Origin of the sequence: Streptomyces sp. BR1 (genome assembly GCF_052373795.1) — a bacterium.
GTDB lineage: Bacteria > Actinomycetota > Actinomycetes > Streptomycetales > Streptomycetaceae > Streptomyces.
Genome location: NZ_CM126252.1, coordinates 1,959,543 through 1,974,683 on the forward strand (window position 1 = coordinate 1,959,543; position 15,141 = coordinate 1,974,683).

Annotated in this window: 13 protein-coding genes; 8 read left to right on the forward strand and 5 right to left on the reverse strand. The window is 71.0% G+C overall.

Translation table 11 applies throughout. The features are described from left to right. The first annotated feature begins 63 nt into the window (after window positions 1–63). The gene (locus ACT1U9_RS08125; protein WP_444537679.1) at window positions 64–1,491 is read left to right on the forward strand and encodes a cytosine permease; all 1,428 of its coding nucleotides are present in this window, start codon (window positions 64–66) and stop codon (window positions 1,489–1,491) included. Between the two features lie 246 nt (window positions 1,492–1,737). On the opposite strand, the gene ACT1U9_RS08130 is transcribed toward ACT1U9_RS08125, so the two are convergent. Together ACT1U9_RS08130 and ACT1U9_RS08135 are read right to left on the reverse strand one after the other, a co-directional pair. After that, window positions 1,738–2,826, reverse strand: coding sequence for a branched-chain amino acid aminotransferase (locus ACT1U9_RS08130; protein WP_444537680.1), 1,089 nt, complete (start codon window positions 2,824–2,826; stop codon window positions 1,738–1,740). Between the two features lie 236 nt (window positions 2,827–3,062). Beyond that, window positions 3,063–4,103, reverse strand: a complete 1,041-nt coding sequence (locus ACT1U9_RS08135; RefSeq protein ID WP_444537681.1) for a 3-isopropylmalate dehydrogenase — start codon at window positions 4,101–4,103, stop codon at window positions 3,063–3,065. A gap of 253 nt (window positions 4,104–4,356) precedes the next feature. Here ACT1U9_RS08135 and ACT1U9_RS08140 point away from each other — a divergent pair, with 253 nt between their 5' ends. Then, window positions 4,357–5,937: a fibronectin type III domain-containing protein gene (locus ACT1U9_RS08140; protein WP_444537682.1), complete on the forward strand. Its 1,581-nt coding sequence runs from the start codon at window positions 4,357–4,359 to the stop codon at window positions 5,935–5,937. 496 nt (window positions 5,938–6,433) lie between these two features. Here ACT1U9_RS08140 and ACT1U9_RS08145 read toward each other — a convergent pair whose 3' ends face one another. Beyond that, window positions 6,434–7,318, reverse strand: coding sequence for a LysR family transcriptional regulator (locus ACT1U9_RS08145; protein WP_444537683.1), 885 nt, complete (start codon window positions 7,316–7,318; stop codon window positions 6,434–6,436). Window positions 7,319–7,418: 100 nt separating this feature from the next. On the opposite strand from ACT1U9_RS08145, the gene ACT1U9_RS08150 reads away from it, so the two are divergent. The 4 genes from ACT1U9_RS08150 (at window position 7,419) to ACT1U9_RS08165 (ending at window position 11,951) form a co-directional block, all read left to right on the forward strand. Continuing rightward, window positions 7,419–8,420 carry an NADP-dependent oxidoreductase gene (locus tag ACT1U9_RS08150; RefSeq protein WP_444537684.1) on the forward strand — a complete coding sequence of 334 codons (1,002 nt, stop codon included), beginning with the start codon at window positions 7,419–7,421 and terminating at the stop codon, window positions 8,418–8,420. A gap of 109 nt (window positions 8,421–8,529) precedes the next feature. Further along, window positions 8,530–8,877, forward strand: a complete 348-nt coding sequence (locus ACT1U9_RS08155; RefSeq protein ID WP_188275596.1) for a PadR family transcriptional regulator — start codon at window positions 8,530–8,532, stop codon at window positions 8,875–8,877. After that, window positions 8,874–9,638, forward strand: coding sequence for a hypothetical protein (locus ACT1U9_RS08160; RefSeq protein WP_444537685.1), 765 nt, complete (start codon window positions 8,874–8,876; stop codon window positions 9,636–9,638). The genes ACT1U9_RS08155 and ACT1U9_RS08160 overlap by 4 nt, the downstream gene beginning before the upstream one ends. Before the next feature lie 258 nt (window positions 9,639–9,896). After that, window positions 9,897–11,951, forward strand: a complete 2,055-nt coding sequence (locus ACT1U9_RS08165) for a phosphocholine-specific phospholipase C (protein WP_444537686.1) — start codon at window positions 9,897–9,899, stop codon at window positions 11,949–11,951. Here the strand turns inward: ACT1U9_RS08165 and ACT1U9_RS08170 are convergent. Continuing rightward, a complete protein-coding gene (locus ACT1U9_RS08170) occupies window positions 11,941–12,774 on the reverse strand; it encodes a helix-turn-helix transcriptional regulator (RefSeq protein WP_444537687.1) in 834 nt (277 codons plus the stop codon). The genes ACT1U9_RS08165 and ACT1U9_RS08170 overlap by 11 nt on opposite strands. 127 nt (window positions 12,775–12,901) lie before the next feature. On the opposite strand from ACT1U9_RS08170, the gene ACT1U9_RS08175 reads away from it, so the two are divergent. Beyond that, window positions 12,902–13,750, forward strand: coding sequence for an NAD-dependent epimerase/dehydratase family protein (locus ACT1U9_RS08175; protein ID WP_444537688.1), 849 nt, complete (start codon window positions 12,902–12,904; stop codon window positions 13,748–13,750). 77 nt (window positions 13,751–13,827) lie between these two features. Here the strand turns inward: ACT1U9_RS08175 and ACT1U9_RS08180 are convergent, their stop codons facing one another. After that, window positions 13,828–14,370 (reverse strand): GNAT family N-acetyltransferase, encoded by a 543-nt coding sequence (locus tag ACT1U9_RS08180; protein WP_444537689.1) that lies wholly within the window; start codon window positions 14,368–14,370, stop codon window positions 13,828–13,830. A 66-nt stretch (window positions 14,371–14,436) separates the two neighbouring features. On the opposite strand from ACT1U9_RS08180, the gene ACT1U9_RS08185 reads away from it, so the two are divergent. Then, complete coding sequence (locus tag ACT1U9_RS08185) at window positions 14,437–15,141, forward strand: nitroreductase family protein (RefSeq protein ID WP_444537690.1); 705 nt, start codon at window positions 14,437–14,439, stop codon at window positions 15,139–15,141.

The window sequence follows — 15,141 nt, forward strand, 5'->3', positions numbered from 1 at the left end:
AATATCCGGAACGTCGAAATCAGGCCATCGAGCGTCACGGCCATCGAGCGTCAGGGGCAGCCCATGCAGATCGAACAACGCGGAGTCGACACGATCCCGGAGGCGGAACGCACCAGTGGCCCCCGCGATCTGGTGTCGATCCTGCTCGGCTCCAACCTCTGCCTCGGCGTGATCGTCTTCGGCTGGCTCCCGGTCTCCTTCGGCCTCGGCTGGTGGGCGTCGGTGAGCGCGATCGTCGCGGGCACGCTGGTCGGCACGCTGCTGACGGCCCCGCTGGCGCTGGTGTCCCTGCGCACGGCGACGAACCTGTCGACGTCGTCGGGCGCGCAGTTCGGCGTACGGGGCCGCCTGGTCGGTTCGGTGGTCGGCCTGCTGCTGTCCCTCGGCTACACCGCGCTCACGGTCTGGATCGGCGGCGACGCGATGACGGGCGTGCTGCACCGGCTCTTCGGCCTGCCGACGGGCGGACTCTCGTACGGGATCGTCTACGCGGTGCTCGCGGCGGCGACGGTGATCGGCGCGGTGTACGGGTACCGGGTGCTGCTCCGCCTTTCCCGGGTCCTGGCGGTCGGGATGACGGCGCTGCTGATCCTGGGCGTGGCGGCATACGCCCCCCACTTCACCACTTCCGCCCTGCCCGACGCGGGCGGCTACCTGCTCGGCTCGTTCTGGCCGACGTGGCTGCTGGCGCTGGTGGCGGCGGGTCTGAGCGGCCCGATCGCGTTCATCACGCTGCTCGGCGACTACACGCGCTACATCTCCCCCACCCGCCACACCCCGCGCCGCGTGCTCCACGCGACATGGCTGGGCCTGGTCGCCGGACTCCTGGTGCCGCAGCTGTTCGGCACGTTCACGGCGTACGCGGCGCGGGCGGCGGCGGATTACGCGGGCCCGCTGGTCGCGGCGTCCCCGGCTTGGTACCTGGTCCCACTGCTGCTCGCGGCGTCGGCGGGTTCGGTGGGCAACGCGGGTCTGATGCTGTACTCGATGGGCCTGGACCTGGACGCGATCCTGCCGCGGGCGTCGCGTACGCAGGCGACGTTCGCGGTGGCGGGGGTGGCGACGGTGTGTGTCTTCGCGGGCCATTACGCGTGGGACGCACAGGCGGCGATGACGTCCTTCGTCCTCCTGCTGACGGCGATAGGCACGCCCTGGGCGGTCATCACGCTGATCGGCTTCGCGCGCTGTCGGGGTGTGTACGACGCGGACGCGCTCCAGGTCTTCAACCGGCGTTCGCGGGGCGGGGTGTACTGGTACCGGGGCGGGTGGAACTGGCGGGCCGTGGTCGCGTGGGGCCTCGGGGCCGGGGCGGGCCTGCTGGCGGTGTCGCTCCCGGGCTACGAGGGCCCGCTGCTCCGCCTCACGGGCGGCGTGGACGTCAGCTTCCTGCTGTCGGGGGCGGTGGGGGGCGCGACGTACGCGATCCTGACGAGGCGAAGTCTCCCCCACCCCACCCCTTCCCTGAACCCTCCGGGGGTGGAGGTGGGTTGAGGTTTGCCTGCGACCCGGTGGGGGCTGGTCGCGCAGTTCCCCGCGCCCCTTAATGGGCCCTGCGGGCCCTCCTTTGATGGGCCCGCAGGGCCCTCTTAGGGGCGCGGGGAACTGCGCGAGCAACCCAGCACGATCCGCAGACAAACGGGGGCCCGGGGGCGTAGCCCCCGGGAAACACCCCTCCCACCCTCACCCCCACCCACCCCCGGAGGGTCCAGGTGAAGGGGCGGGGTGGGGCAAAAGCCCCTAGCCCAGGGGGTGCATCCAGCCGTGGGTGTCCGCGGACCGGCCCATCTGGAGGTCAAGGAGTGCCTGGCGCAGACGCATCGTGACCTCGCCCGGCTCACCGTCCCCCTGCGTCCAGTTGGCCCGCGCCGACTTCACCGACCCCACCGGCGTGATCACCGCGGCCGTACCGCACGCGAACACCTCCGTCAGCGTGCCCGCCTCGTTGTCCCGCTTCCAGTCCTCCGTGGAGATCCGCCCCTCCTCCGCCGTGTAGCCCAGGTCACGCGCGATCTTCAGGAGGGAATCGCGGGTGATACCCGGGAGCAGCGAACCCGTCAGCGCGGGGGTCACGATGCGGTCGCCGTACACGAAGTACAGGTTCATCCCCCCCATCTCCTCGATCCACCGGTGCTCCACCGCGTCCAGCCACACCACCTGGTCGCACCCGTGCTCCGCCGCCTCGGCCTGGGCGACGAGGGACGCCGCGTAGTTGCCGCCGGTCTTGGCCGCACCCGTACCGCCCTTGACGGCCCGCACGTACTCCTCGGAGAGCCAGACCGAGACGGGCTTCACGCCGCCCGGGAAGTACGCCCCGGCGGGCGAGGCGATCACGATGAACAGGTACTCGTTGGCCGGGCGCACACCCAGCCCGACCTCGCTCGCGATCATGAACGGGCGCAGGTACAGCGACGCCTCGCCGGTCGACGGCGGCACCCACGCCTTGTCCTGCTGGATCAGCGCGTCACAGGCGCCGATGAACAGCTCGTCCGGCAGCTCGGGCATCGCCATCCGGCGGGCCGAGGCGCGGAAGCGCGCCGCGTTGGCCTCGGGGCGGAACGTCGCCACCGTGCCGTCGGGCTGGCGGTAGGCCTTCAGGCCCTCGAAGATCGTCTGCGCGTAGTGCAGCGTCATGTTCGCCGGGTCCATCGACAGCGGCGCGTACGGGACAAGCTCCGCGTCGTGCCAGCCGCGTCCCTCGGTCCACTTGACCGTCACCATGTGATCGGTGAAGTGGCGGCCGAATCCGGGGCCGGCCAGGATCGCGTCACGCTCCGCGTCCGACAGCGGGTTCGCGGAGGGCTTGAGCTCGATCGTGGGCGTCGTCATGGTTGCGTGTCCTTCACCGGTTGTGTGGGTCGGACCGCAGCCCGCACGTCCCCTACTGCTTGGACGTCCGAGCTTTCCGCATGCCGCGGTCCCACGTTCGATTATCGCTCGTGCGGGACCATGACAGAAGTGGTGTGGTTGCGGCCCGGGAATGATGGTGGCACCCCGGGGCCGTACAGGAAAAGCCGCCGGGTTCTGGTGCGACCCGGCGGCTTTCGTGTGGAAGAGCGCTCGGGTCAGCCCGATACGCGTACGGCGAGCGCGTCGCCGATCTCGTCCGTGGTGCGGGCGGAGCCGTCCCGCGCGGCCAGATCGGCCTGGACGGCGTCCTCGATCCGGGCCGCCTCGGCCTGGTAACCGAGGTGGCGCAGGAGCAGGGCGACCGAGAGGACCGTGGCGGTCGGGTCGGCCTTGCCCTGGCCCGCGATGTCCGGCGCCGAGCCGTGCACGGGCTCGAACATCGAGGGGAACGCGCCGGTCGGGTTGATGTTGCCGGACGCGGCCAGGCCGATGCCGCCGGTCACGGCCGCGGCGAGGTCGGTCAGGATGTCGCCGAAGAGGTTGTCGGTGACGATCACGTCGAAGCGCTCGGGCTGGGTGACGAAGAAGATCGTCGCGGCGTCGACGTGCAGATAGTCGGTGCTGACGTCCGGGTACTCCTTCGCCACCGTGTCGAAGATGTTCTTCCACATGTGACCGGCGAAGACGAGGACGTTGTTCTTGTGGACCAGCGTCAGCTTCTTGCGCGGCCGCGCCTGGGCCCGCGCGAACGCGTCCCGCACCACCCGCTCCACGCCGTACGCCGTGTTGACACTGACCTCGGTGGCGACCTCGGCCGGCGTACCGGTGCGCAGCGAACCGCCGTTGCCGGTGTACGGGCCCTCGGTGCCCTCGCGGACCACCACGAAGTCGATGTCGGGGCGCCCGGCCAGCGGGGTCGCGGTGTTCGGGAACAGCTTCGACGGGCGCAGGTTGATGAAGTGGTCGAAGGCGAAGCGCAACTTGAGGAGCAGCCCGCGCTCCAGGACACCGGACGGCACGCTCGGGTCGCCGATCGCGCCGAGCAGGATCGCGTCGTGGGTCTTCAGCGCTTCGAGCTCCGCGTCCGGCAGGGTCTCGCCGGTGCGGTGCCAGCGCCGGGCGCCGAGGTCGTACTCCTTGGTCTCCAGCTTCACGTCCGCCGGAAGGACCGCGTTCAGGACCTTGAGGCCCTGCGCCACGACTTCCTGGCCGATGCCGTCACCGGGGATCACTGCGAGATCGATGCTGCGAGACATGGAAGCACCGTACTCCGCGTCCCATGCATTGACATGTCGAGTCCACCATGCGGACAACCCCGCTCCCCCTGACGGTGGAACCCGTCAGAGCCTCTTAGCGCCCACCAGCCCCGACGTAGTTCCTCCGGGCGGCCGCCGAATGGCTGGAGAAGGTGATGTGCGGGGAGATTCCGGGGAGTTGCATGGGGAGCTGTATGCATCCCGTTCACCTAGTGGTGATCTTCGCGTCGCCTGGGAAGAGGACGTTTCGGTCATGGACATCCCTCGTTTCGGTATACCCGAGAAGCTCGCCGGCCGTATGACCATGGCCGAGCAGCATGAGTACCTGCGCACCCGTCTGACCAGACGCGGCGTACTGCGTACTTCCGTGGCGACCGCAGCGATCGCCGGTGCCGGGGTGGGCACCGGACTGGCCACCTCGTCACCGGCCTACGCCGCGCCCACCGTGCTCACCGCGCACAACTCGGCGCCGCGGGTGGACGGTTCGCTGGTGGCGCCGTTCGGCCGCCATCTCCAGTACGGGGCGGACGCCAGGACCCAGATGACGGTCTCCTGGCAGGTCCCGTTCCTGGTGCGCCGTCCGTATATCCGGATCGGGCTCAAGCCGTGGTCGCTCAGCCACCGCATCGGCGCCGAGGTGCGTCACCTCACCACGCCCGCGCTCAACGGCGGGAAGATTCAGGCGGCCGAGCAGTACTACGTGCACGCGGGCCTGGAGCGGCTGCGGCCCGGCACCACGTACTACTACGGCGTCGGCCACGACGGCTTCGACCCGGCGGACCCGCGCAACCTGGGCACGCTCGGCACCTTCACCACCGCGCCCGAGCGCGCCGAGTCGTTCACCTTCACGGCCTTCGGCGACCAGGGCGTCAGCTACCACGCGCTCGGCAACGACCAGCTGATCCTCGGTCAGAACCCGTCGTTCCACCTCCACGCGGGCGACATCTGCTACGCCGACCCGTCGGGCTCGGGCACCTCGGGCGACACCTACGACGCCCGCACCTGGGACCAGTTCCTGGCCCAGACGGAGTCGGTCGCCAAGACCGTGCCGTGGATGGTGACGACCGGCAACCACGACATGGAGGCCTGGTACTCGCCCGACGGCTACGGCGGCCAGAACGCCCGCTGGTCCCTGCCGCGCAACGGCCCGGACCCGGTGAACCTGCCGGGCGTCTACTCGTTCGTGCACGGCAACGTGGGCGTGGTGGCGCTGGACGCCAACGACATCTCGTACGAGATCCCCGTCAACTACGGGATCAGCGGCGGCAAGCAGACCCAGTGGCTCGACCGGCGCCTCACGGAGCTGCGCGCCGACCGCAACGTCGACTTCATCGTGGCGTTCTTCCACCACTGCGCGTTCTCGACCACCAACGGGCACGCCTCCGAGGGCGGGGCGCGCGACGCGTGGGTGCCGCTCTTCGAGAAGCACCAGGTCGACCTGGTCATCAACGGCCACAACCATGTGTACGAGCGCACCGACGCCATCAAGGCGAACGCGGTCGGCCGCAAGGTCCCGATCGGCGAGCGCACCGACCCGACGCGCGACGGCATCGTCTACGTCACGGCCGGCGGCGCGGGCCGCTCGCTCTACGACTTCCCGGCCCCCGACAGCTACGAGGGCCACGTCAAGGACCAGGAGAGCGTCCCGACGTACCACTGGGCCAAGGGCCGCGAGAAGGTGAAGGAAACGGTGGAGTGGTCGCGCGTGCGCTACACCGGCTACTCGTTCCTCGCGGTCCAGGTGGAGGCGGGCCACCGCCCCTCGATGAAGGTCTCGGCCCTGGCGGAGTCGGGCGCCCGAATCGACCACTTCGAGATCAGCCGAGGTAAGTAAGGGGAAGCGCTGGTCCCCGCGCGCCTACATCTTCAGGGGCGCGGGGAACTGCGCGTCTTTTGTCTTTAGGGGCGCGGGGAACTGCGCAATCTTTTAGGGGCGCGGGGAACTGCGCGACCAGCCACAGACGGCCCGCACCCGAAGTACAGGCCTAACGCCCGTGGCCCGTGGCACCCCCGTTGTCACGGCGGTCAAGCGCGCGCTGAAGCGCAGCCGCAGCGTTCTTACGGTCGGCATCGCCAGTACGGGAAGCGTGACGGACCCGGCGGACGTTCATCGTCTCGGACATGAGGGATCGACTCCTTGAGATCACGGGGATATCAGGGCGCCGGAAGGGGCGGGGAGCGCTGCCGCAGGGGTTGCCTGCCAAGGGGCACCGCGCTCGCGACCGCCATTCGCTGGATCTAGCGAGACGTTCGGCTTCTACAAAGCTAAGGGAGGACCCCGCTCCTGTCTCCACAATTACTCGGACTTCCTACTATCTGAGACGGCGGCTTCAGCGCCGCAGCGCGCGCAGCTCCCGGATCAGGGCACGTACGGCGACCGTCGGGGCCAGCTCCGGCGTGGTCACATAGCCGACGTCCCGCGTCGGGCGCTCCGGACCGAGATCAGTGATCTCGACCGTGTGCGGTGCTCCGACCAGCGACAACTCCGGCATGATCGCCATACCGAAACCACTGCTCACCATCGAGAGCACTGCTCCGTCGTCCTCGGCCTGAACCCTGGCCGCCGGGATCCACTCCTGACCGGCCCACCACTCCTTGGTGTACGAGGTGCAGTTCTCGGTCCAGTCCACCAGCGGCAGCGAGCGCGGCGCCGGGTGCCCGGCCGGGTGGACCAGCGCGTACCCCTCCTCCAGCAGAACGCCCCCGACCAGCCGCGGCGGCACCGGCGAGGTCGTCCCGATCGTCGCGATGCCCAGATCAGCGCGGCCCGCCGCGACCTCCCCCGCCGTCCCCGGCCCCACCTCCCGTACGAGCCGGACCTCGGGCACGATCCCGGGGTGGCGGGCGGTGAGCCGTTCCAGGGCGGGCGGCAGCAGATGCAGCGCGGCGCTGCGGAAGGCGGCGATCCGCAGCGGCCCGGCCACGGTGTCGTCGGCCGGATCCGGCGCCGCCCCGCGCGCCTCCGCCGCCAGCGCGTCGAGCATCCGCAGCACCCGCCGGCCGTGGGCGGCGGCCCGCGCTCCCGCAGGCGTCGGGGCCGCGCCACTGCGACCCCGCTCGAAGAGCACCGCGCCGATCTTGGCCTCGCTGGAACGCACCGAGTGCGAGACCGCCGACTGGGTCATACCGAGCCGCCCGGCGGCGCCGGAGAAGCTGCGCTCCTCCTCGACCGCGACGAGCACCCGTAGTTCACGCGGGGCGAGATCGTTCGACATGGGGCTCCCACCTGGACGTATGAGCGGAATTGATGGATCGGCGCGTTCCATCGACGCAACCCCCTGCCCGGGCTGGGCATTCCTTCCTATCGTCGTGATCATGACGACGACCTCGATCACCGTGCACCAGACCGCCCGCCCCACGGGCCTGCCGACCCCCGACGACTTCACCTTCGTCGAGGCCCCGGTCCCCGACCCGGCGCCCGGCACCGCGCTGGTGGAGAACCTCTACCTCTCCGTGGACCCGTACCACCGCGAGGCCATGGACATCGATCCGCTGCACGAGCCGCTGGAGGGCCGCGCGCTCGGCCGTGTCGTCGCCTCCCGCGACCCGGGGCTGCGCGAGGGCGACCTCGTCTTCCACCGCCGGGGCTGGCGCACCCACGCCCTGGTCACCCTCGGCACGGACGGCACCCGCACGGTCGAGTCGTACGAAGGCGTACCGCTCTCCGCGCATCTGGGCATCCTCGGCGGCACCGGCCTCACCGCGTACGTGGCGCTCACCCGCACCCTGCAACTCCGGCCCGGCCAGGACCTGTTCGTCTCGGCGGCCGCGGGCGGCGTGGGCACGGCGGCGGGGCGGATAGCGCGACTGCTCGGCGCGGGGCGGATCGTGGGCAGCGCGGGCTCGGCCGCGAAGGTCGACTTCCTGACCCGAGTGGTCGGCTACGACGCCGCGTTCGACTACCACGACGGCCCCGTCGGCGAGCAGCTGGCGAAGGCGGCGCCGGACGGAATCGACGCGTACGTGGACAACGTGGGCGGCGACCATCTGGAGGGCGCGATCTCGGCGCTGCGCGACCATGGCCGGATCGCCTGGGTCGGGGCAGTCGCCCAGTACAACAACCTCGCCGCACCGCCCGCCGCACCCCGCAACCTCTACGACGTGGTCGAGAAGAGCCTGCGTCTGGAGGGCGTGCTCGTACGCAATCACCGGGACGCACAGGGCGAGTTGGAAGAGTTCCTGGTGCCGCATCTGCGGTCCGGGCGCGTGACCTCCGACGAGACGGTCGTCGACGGGATCGAGCGGACGGTGGAGGGGTTCATCGGCATGCTGCGCGGCGGCAACACGGGGAAGATGCTGATCCGCGTCGGCGAGTAGCGCACCGGGGCGAACGCCGGTCCCCCCGCCGACGGGCGCCCCAGCACCCCCATACCCCTGCACCACCATCTAGGTTGCATTCCTATCTAGCTGGTGGTGGAATACACGCATGGCCGCAGACCGCAGATCCAGCTGGCTCAAGGGCGTCCTCGACCTCCTCGTCCTCACCTGTCTGACCGAGGGCGAGAGCTACGGCTACGAGATCTCCAAGGCCCTGGCCGCCGCCGGGCTCGGGGAGATCAAGGGCGGAACGCTCTACCCCGTACTGAACCGGCTCGAAGAGGCCGGGCTCGCCGTCGGGGAGTTCCGCGCCGCCGAGCGCGGGCCGGGCCGCCGGTACTACCGGCTGACCGACGACGGGCACCGGGCACTCGCCGAACAGGGCGCGTCCTGGCTGGAGTTCCACACCGCCGTACAGACCATGCTGAAGAACGCGACATCAGGGGGAACCGCATGACCGGGACAGACGGCGCCGCACGGCCCGACTACTTCATCGAGCTCGCCGCCTGGCTGCTGACCGGGGGCATGTCCGAGGAGCAGGCGACGTCCACCGTCGCCGAGCTCACCGGCTATCTCGCGGAGACCGGATCGACCGACGCGTACGAGGAGTTCGGCGATCCCAAGGACTTCGCGGCCCGGCTCACCGGCGGCCGGGCGGCCGAGGAGCCGGCCGCCGAGGCGGAGACCTGGAAGTGGACCGCCGACATCTACACCGACCGCAAGCACCTCAACCACTACGGCGACCAGGGCTGGGAGGTCGAGGGCCTGGACCGGCTGGGCCGGTTCGTGTGCCGCCGCGACCCGTCGGCGGCGATGCGCTGGGAGTACCGTCGCGAGGCCGCCAACAACCCGGCCGAGCGCGAGTCGGTCACGGCGACGCTCGCCCCGGACGGCTGGGAGCCGTGCGGGCACTGGATGTTCTTCATGTACTTCAAGCGCCCCAAGGCGGCGAGCGCCGGTCCCGCCGCCGAGCTCGACGAACTCGTCGCGCCGCCCGCCAAGCAGCTCTTCCTCAGCGGCACCTACCGGGGAAAGCTGAAGCAGATGGTCGCGGGCGCGGTGGCCTCGGGCACGGTGACGGCCGTGGCGATCCACTACGCGGGCGACGGCATCCTCCCCGTCATCTTCGTCGCGGCGATGCTCTCGGCGGTGATCGGGACGGCGTTCGGCCTGCGCAGGATCAAGCGCGAGGTCGCGGCGGGCGTCGAGGACGTATAGCTCCGCTGGAAGTGCTGATATTCGGCTGCGGACCGTGCGCGGCTGGTCGCGCAGTTCCCCGCGCCCCTGATAGGGGCACGGAACCGCATCGGATTCCACAAGGCCTCGTAGGAACCGGTACGGGTACTTACCGCCCGTTGACCGAGTGTTCACCAATCCCTTCCGGTAGAGGTATGGCTTCATACCTTTGGACGGTCCACCCTTCTGCTCGATGTGCCACCGGGGCACAAGTAGGCCGAGAGGGCGGGCGGTTCGGGAATGACACCGATCAGTCGTAGAGGGTTCGTGGCACTCGGCGCGGGCGTGGCGGCGGGCGCCGTACTGCCCATGGGGACGGCCGACGCGGCGGGCGGGACCGAGGGCGCGGCGGTCACCAGCACGACCGCCGCCTCGGCCACCGGCACCGTCAAGGACGTCCAGCACGTGGTGATCCTGATGCAGGAGAACCGCAGCTTCGACCACTACTTCGGCCGCCTCAAGGGCGTACGCGGCTTCGGCGACCGCAGCGGGATCCTGCTGTCGGGCGGGCGGTCGGTCTTCAACCAGCCCAACGGGCTGAGCCGGCAGTACCCGTGGAAGCTCAGCTCCACTCCGGCCTCCGGTGGCGTCGTCGGCGAGACGCTCGCCCAGTGCAACGGCGATCTGCCGCACAGCTGGACTTCGCAGCACTCCGCCTGGAACAAGGGCCGGATGGACAACTGGGTCTCGGGCGTCGGCAACGTCCGCTCGCTCGGCTACCTGGACCGCGACGACATCCCGTTCCACTACGCGCTCGCCGACAACTACACCGTCTGCGACGCCTACTTCAGCTCCGCGCTGAGCGCCACCGGCCCCAACCGTACGTTCCTGTGGAGCGGCAAGGTCGACGCGGCCAGCAAGGACGGCGGCGACGAGTCGGGCCTGACCTGGGAGACGTACGCGGAGGCGCTCCAGCGGGCCGGGGTCAGCTGGAAGGTGTACCAGAACGCCAACGACAACTACGGCGACAACGGTCTCGCGTACTTCACGAAGTTCACCAGTGCCCCGGCCGGCGACCCGCTGCACGACCGGGGCATGTCCTCGGTCCCGGCCGCCACCGGCTCGACCCCCGACGACATCGCCGCCGCCATCAAGGCCGACGCGCTCGCGGGCACCCTGCCGCAGGTCTCCTGGGTCGTCGCCAACCAGGCGTTCTCCGAGCACCCCTACGCCCCGCCCGGCGACGGCGCGCACTTCGTGGACCTGGTCTACCGGGCGCTCGCGGCCAGCCCGGAGGTCTTCGACTCGACCGTCCTGTTCCTCAACTACGACGAGAACGACGGCTTCTTCGACCACGTCCCGCCGCCGTCGCCGCCCGCGGGCGCGGCCGGGGAGTTCATTAGCGGCGTCCCCATCGGCCTGGGCTTCCGGGTGCCGATGCTGGTCATGTCGCCGTGGACGCGCGGCGGCTGGGTGTCGTCCGAGGTCTTCGACCACACCTCGGTGCTGCGCTTCCTGGAGACCTGGACCGCTGCCCTCGGCACCCCCGCCACCTGTCCGAACATCAGCGCCTGGCGCCGCAAGGTCACCGGCGACCTGACCGGCGTCTTCGACTTCACCAACCCGGTCTACGGCGTCCCGTCCGGCCTGCCCGCCACCAGGGCGCTCGGCGTGAACTGCGGCCCGCTGCCCAACCCCGCGCCGCAGAACAACGCGCTGCCCGTGCAGGAGAGCGGCACCCGCCCGGCCCGCGCGCTGCCGTACCAGCCCAACGGCAACCTCGACCACTTCGAGTACGGGGCCGCGGGCAAGGTCCTGGCGTGGTTCAACATGGCCAACCAGGGCGACCCGGCGACCTCGGCCGCCCACTTCTCCCTCCAGCCCAACGCCAACCGCGACACCACACCGTGGCAGTACACGGTCGACCCGGGCGGCACCGCCAGCGACTACTTCAACATCGGCTTCGGCTTCGGCAGCGGCAAGTACGACTTCACCATGACCGGCCCCAACCGCTTCCAGCGCCGCTTCACCGGGGACGCGAACGCGGCCGGCAAGGCGATCGAGGTCGCGGCCCGGTACGGCGTGGAGAGCGGCACCGGGAAGATGGCGATCTGGTTCAAGATGACCAACACCTCCTCGGCGCCGGTGACCTTCACGGTCACGCCGAACAACTACCGTACGGACGGCCCCTGGACGTACCAGGTCGACGCGGGCGGCTCGACCGAGGACTACTTCAACGCGGTGGCGTACCAGAACGGCTGGTACGACCTGACGATCACGGCGGACGTCGACTCGACGTGGTCGCGGCGCTACACCGGCCACATCGAGACGGGCGACGCCTCGGTCAGCGGCTGACGGTGAGGTCCTGGAGGCCCACCACCCGCAGCAGTTCGAGCCGCTGGTGGGCCTCCGTGCCGGGGCGGGCCGAGTGCACCACCAGGTACTGGCCGTGCTCGGAGCTGAGCAGCACCTCGCAGTCCAGCTCCAGGAGGCCGACCACGGGGTGGACGAACCGCTTCACTTTGGACCGCCGCACCGCCACCTCGTGCTCGTCCCACAGCGCCGCGAACTCCTCGCTCGCCGCCCGCAGTTCGGCCACGAGCGCCGCCGGTCCCGGGTCGTCCGGGCGGGCCGCGAGCACCGCGCGCAGCTGGCCCACATGGTTGCGGGCGTGCTCGGCGTGGTCCTCGGGCGGGAAGAGCCGGCGCACCGAGGGCTCGGTGAAGTAGCCGCGGACGATGTTCCGGCCGGGCATGGCCTCGCCGACCAGGGCGGCCGCCATCGCGTTCTGGGCCAGCACCTCGCCCCAGTCGCTCATCACCTGCGCGGGCGCGTCGTGCAGCCGGTCGAGGATCAGCATCAGGCCGGGGCGCACATGGACCGAGCCGTGCCGCTCGCGCGGCGGCTCCTCGCCCGCGAGGTGGAAGAGATGGTCGCGCCCGTCCTGGCTCAGCCTCAGCGCCCGCGCCAGCGCGGTCAGCATCTGCCGGGACGGGCGCGAGCCGCGTGCCTGCTCAAGCCGGGTGTAGTAGTCGACCGACATCCCGGTGAGCTGGGCGACCTCTTCCCTGCGCAGCCCCGACGTACGCCGCCGGGGCCCGGCCGCAAGGCCCACGTCCGAGGGTTCCAGACGGGCCCGGCAGTGCCGCAGGAAATCAGCGAGTTCATCTCTGTCCACGCCCTCATCATGACGGTCGGCCCCGCCACGTAACCAGGGAGTGCCGCTCCCTGGATACGTACGTCCCTCCCGCCCCCGGCCACCTCGCGCCAGCCTTGGGTCAGGCAACCGAGAGGAGCGGACGAAAATGCGGATTCTGGTGACGGGCGCGACGGGCCAGGTCGGTCGGCGGTATGTGCCGAGGCTGTTGCAGCGGTCCGACGTGGTGCGCGTCCTGGTGCGCGACGAAGCCCGTGGCCACGCGCTCGGCGCCCACGAGGTGGCGGTCGGTGACGTACGGGACACGGAGTCGGTGCGCAAGGCGCTGGCCGGGGTCGACGCGGTGGTGAACCTGGCGGTCGCCTACCGGAATGTGCCGGAGGAGGAGAACCGGGCGGTCAACGGCGAGGCGGCCGTCGCGCTCGGCCGGTCCGCGCTGGAGGCCGGGGTGAGCCGGTTCGTCCAGGTGTCCTCGAACCTCGCGTACGGGCGCGGGCGCGGGCGTCCGCTGACCGAGGACGACGAGCCGCTGCCCGGCGGCCCGCTGTGGGGCCCGTACTCGGAGTCCAAGGCGGCGGCCGAGGCCGCGCTGCTCGCGCTCCACCGCGACCACGGCCTCGACGTACGCATCGGCGCGCTCGCCTTCGTCTACGGCGAGGGCGACCCGCATCTGGCGGCGTCGATCCACTGGGCGTCCCAGTGGGCCGGGCACCAGCGGCTGCCGATGGTCCATCACGCGGACGTGGCCCAGGGGTTGACGCGACTGCTGTACGCACCCGGTGTCGCGGGCCGCAAGTACAACATCGCGGACGACAGCCCGGTGACCGCGGTCGAGCTGCACCAGCTCAACGGGGTGGAGGTGCCGCCGGAGCTGGCCGAGCGCACCGACCCGGACCCGTTCTACACGATCGTGTCGACCCTGCGGATCCGGGACGAGCTGGGCTTCCGCCCGCTGTACCCGTCGGTGTGGACGGCACGGGACGCGGGGGTTCTGTAACGGCGATACAGAGATACGGGGTGACGAGGCGGGCGGGGCGACGGTACGGCACGGGGGTCTGCACTGCCGCCCCACCGTCACAGCACGTCGCCGTCGCGCCAGTCGAAGATCAGCGGCTGCGCGGGGTCGGGCAGCGGACGGCCGCCCGCCGCGCGGACGTACGTGCTGCCCTCCTCCTCGGCGAGCCGCACCACCCCGTCCGGGCTCAGCACCTCGATCCGCCCCTCCCAGACCTGCCAGCCGCGCGCCCGGTAGAGCGCCACGCCGTCGTCGGACGCCGAGAGCGCGCCGAACTCGTACGCCTCGTCGATCACATGCTCAAGGGCGGCCATGACCCGCCCGCCGAGCCCCTGGCGGCGGCGGTCCGCGCGCACGGCGACGGCCTCGACATAGCCGATGCGGTACGAGCGGCCGCCGTGCAGCACCCGGCGCATGACGACGCTGCCGTGCGCGGCGAGCCCCGACTCGTCGTCGAGGAAGGAGTGGACACCGCCGAGACCGTGGTCCCAGTCCTCGTCGCTGAAGTCGCCCTCGAAGGCCGCGTCGAGCAGCGCGCGGATCCTCGGCAGGCCGTCCGGGCCGAGCTGCGAGGTGTGGGCGGTGTGCTGTGACTCAGTCATGCGCCCACTGTGGCAGGCCGGTTCACGATCTACCGTGCCCGGCGGGCGTGCCGCAGACTCGGTGGCATGTCACCGTCGACAGAGCAGCGGTGGACGCCCACCCACGGCGATCCCTACCGCCCCGTCCCCTACCGCCCCGACCGGATGCCCGCCGCCGAATCCCTGGCGCGGGCGGCCGAGCTGCGCGACACAATGGACCGGCGCCGCACCGTACGGCAGTTCTCCACCGACCCGGTCCCCGAGCAGGTGATCCGGGACGCCATCGCGTGCGCCGCGACCGCCCCGTCGGGCGCGCACCAGCAGCCCTGGACCTTCGTACTCGTCCGCGACCACGAGGTACGGCGGCGGATCCGCGAGGCCGCCGAGCACGAGGAGCGCCGCTCCTACGACGGCCGCCTCGGCGAGGAGTGGCTGGCCGCGCTGCGCCCGCTGGGCACCGACGCGGTGAAGGCGCATCTCACCGACGCCCCGGCCCTGATCGTCGTCTTCCAGCAGCGGTACTGGCTGGCCGAGGACGGCACCAAGCACAAGCACTACTACGTGGACGAGTCGGTCGGGATGGCGGTCGGCATGCTCCTGTCGGCGCTGCACCAGTGCGGCCTGGCCGCGCTGATCCACACCCCGAGCCCGATGCGGTTCCTGTCCGAGGTGCTCGGCCGCCCCGTCAACGAGAAGGCGTTCGCGGTGATCCCGGTCGGATACCCGGCGGACGACTGCCAGGTCCCGGACCTGGTCCGTAAGTCGCTCGATCAGGTGCTGATCGAGATCTAA

Excerpts from the sequence above, each read along its gene's own strand:
- ACT1U9_RS08125 (WP_444537679.1), top strand. The coding sequence starts at position 64 with ATGCAGATCGAACAACGCGGAGTCGACACGATCCCGGAGGCGGAACGC.
- ACT1U9_RS08130 (WP_444537680.1), bottom strand. The coding sequence starts at position 2,826 with ATGACGACGCCCACGATCGAGCTCAAGCCCTCCGCGAACCCGCTGTCG.
- ACT1U9_RS08135 (WP_444537681.1), bottom strand. The coding sequence starts at position 4,103 with ATGTCTCGCAGCATCGATCTCGCAGTGATCCCCGGTGACGGCATCGGC.
- ACT1U9_RS08140 (WP_444537682.1), top strand. The coding sequence starts at position 4,357 with ATGGACATCCCTCGTTTCGGTATACCCGAGAAGCTCGCCGGCCGTATG.
- ACT1U9_RS08145 (WP_444537683.1), bottom strand. The coding sequence starts at position 7,318 with ATGTCGAACGATCTCGCCCCGCGTGAACTACGGGTGCTCGTCGCGGTC.
- ACT1U9_RS08150 (WP_444537684.1), top strand. The coding sequence starts at position 7,419 with ATGACGACGACCTCGATCACCGTGCACCAGACCGCCCGCCCCACGGGC.
- ACT1U9_RS08155 (WP_188275596.1), top strand. The coding sequence starts at position 8,530 with ATGGCCGCAGACCGCAGATCCAGCTGGCTCAAGGGCGTCCTCGACCTC.
- ACT1U9_RS08160 (WP_444537685.1), top strand. The coding sequence starts at position 8,874 with ATGACCGGGACAGACGGCGCCGCACGGCCCGACTACTTCATCGAGCTC.
- ACT1U9_RS08165 (WP_444537686.1), top strand. The coding sequence starts at position 9,897 with ATGACACCGATCAGTCGTAGAGGGTTCGTGGCACTCGGCGCGGGCGTG.
- ACT1U9_RS08175 (WP_444537688.1), top strand. The coding sequence starts at position 12,902 with ATGCGGATTCTGGTGACGGGCGCGACGGGCCAGGTCGGTCGGCGGTAT.
- ACT1U9_RS08180 (WP_444537689.1), bottom strand. The coding sequence starts at position 14,370 with ATGACTGAGTCACAGCACACCGCCCACACCTCGCAGCTCGGCCCGGAC.
- ACT1U9_RS08185 (WP_444537690.1), top strand. The coding sequence starts at position 14,437 with ATGTCACCGTCGACAGAGCAGCGGTGGACGCCCACCCACGGCGATCCC.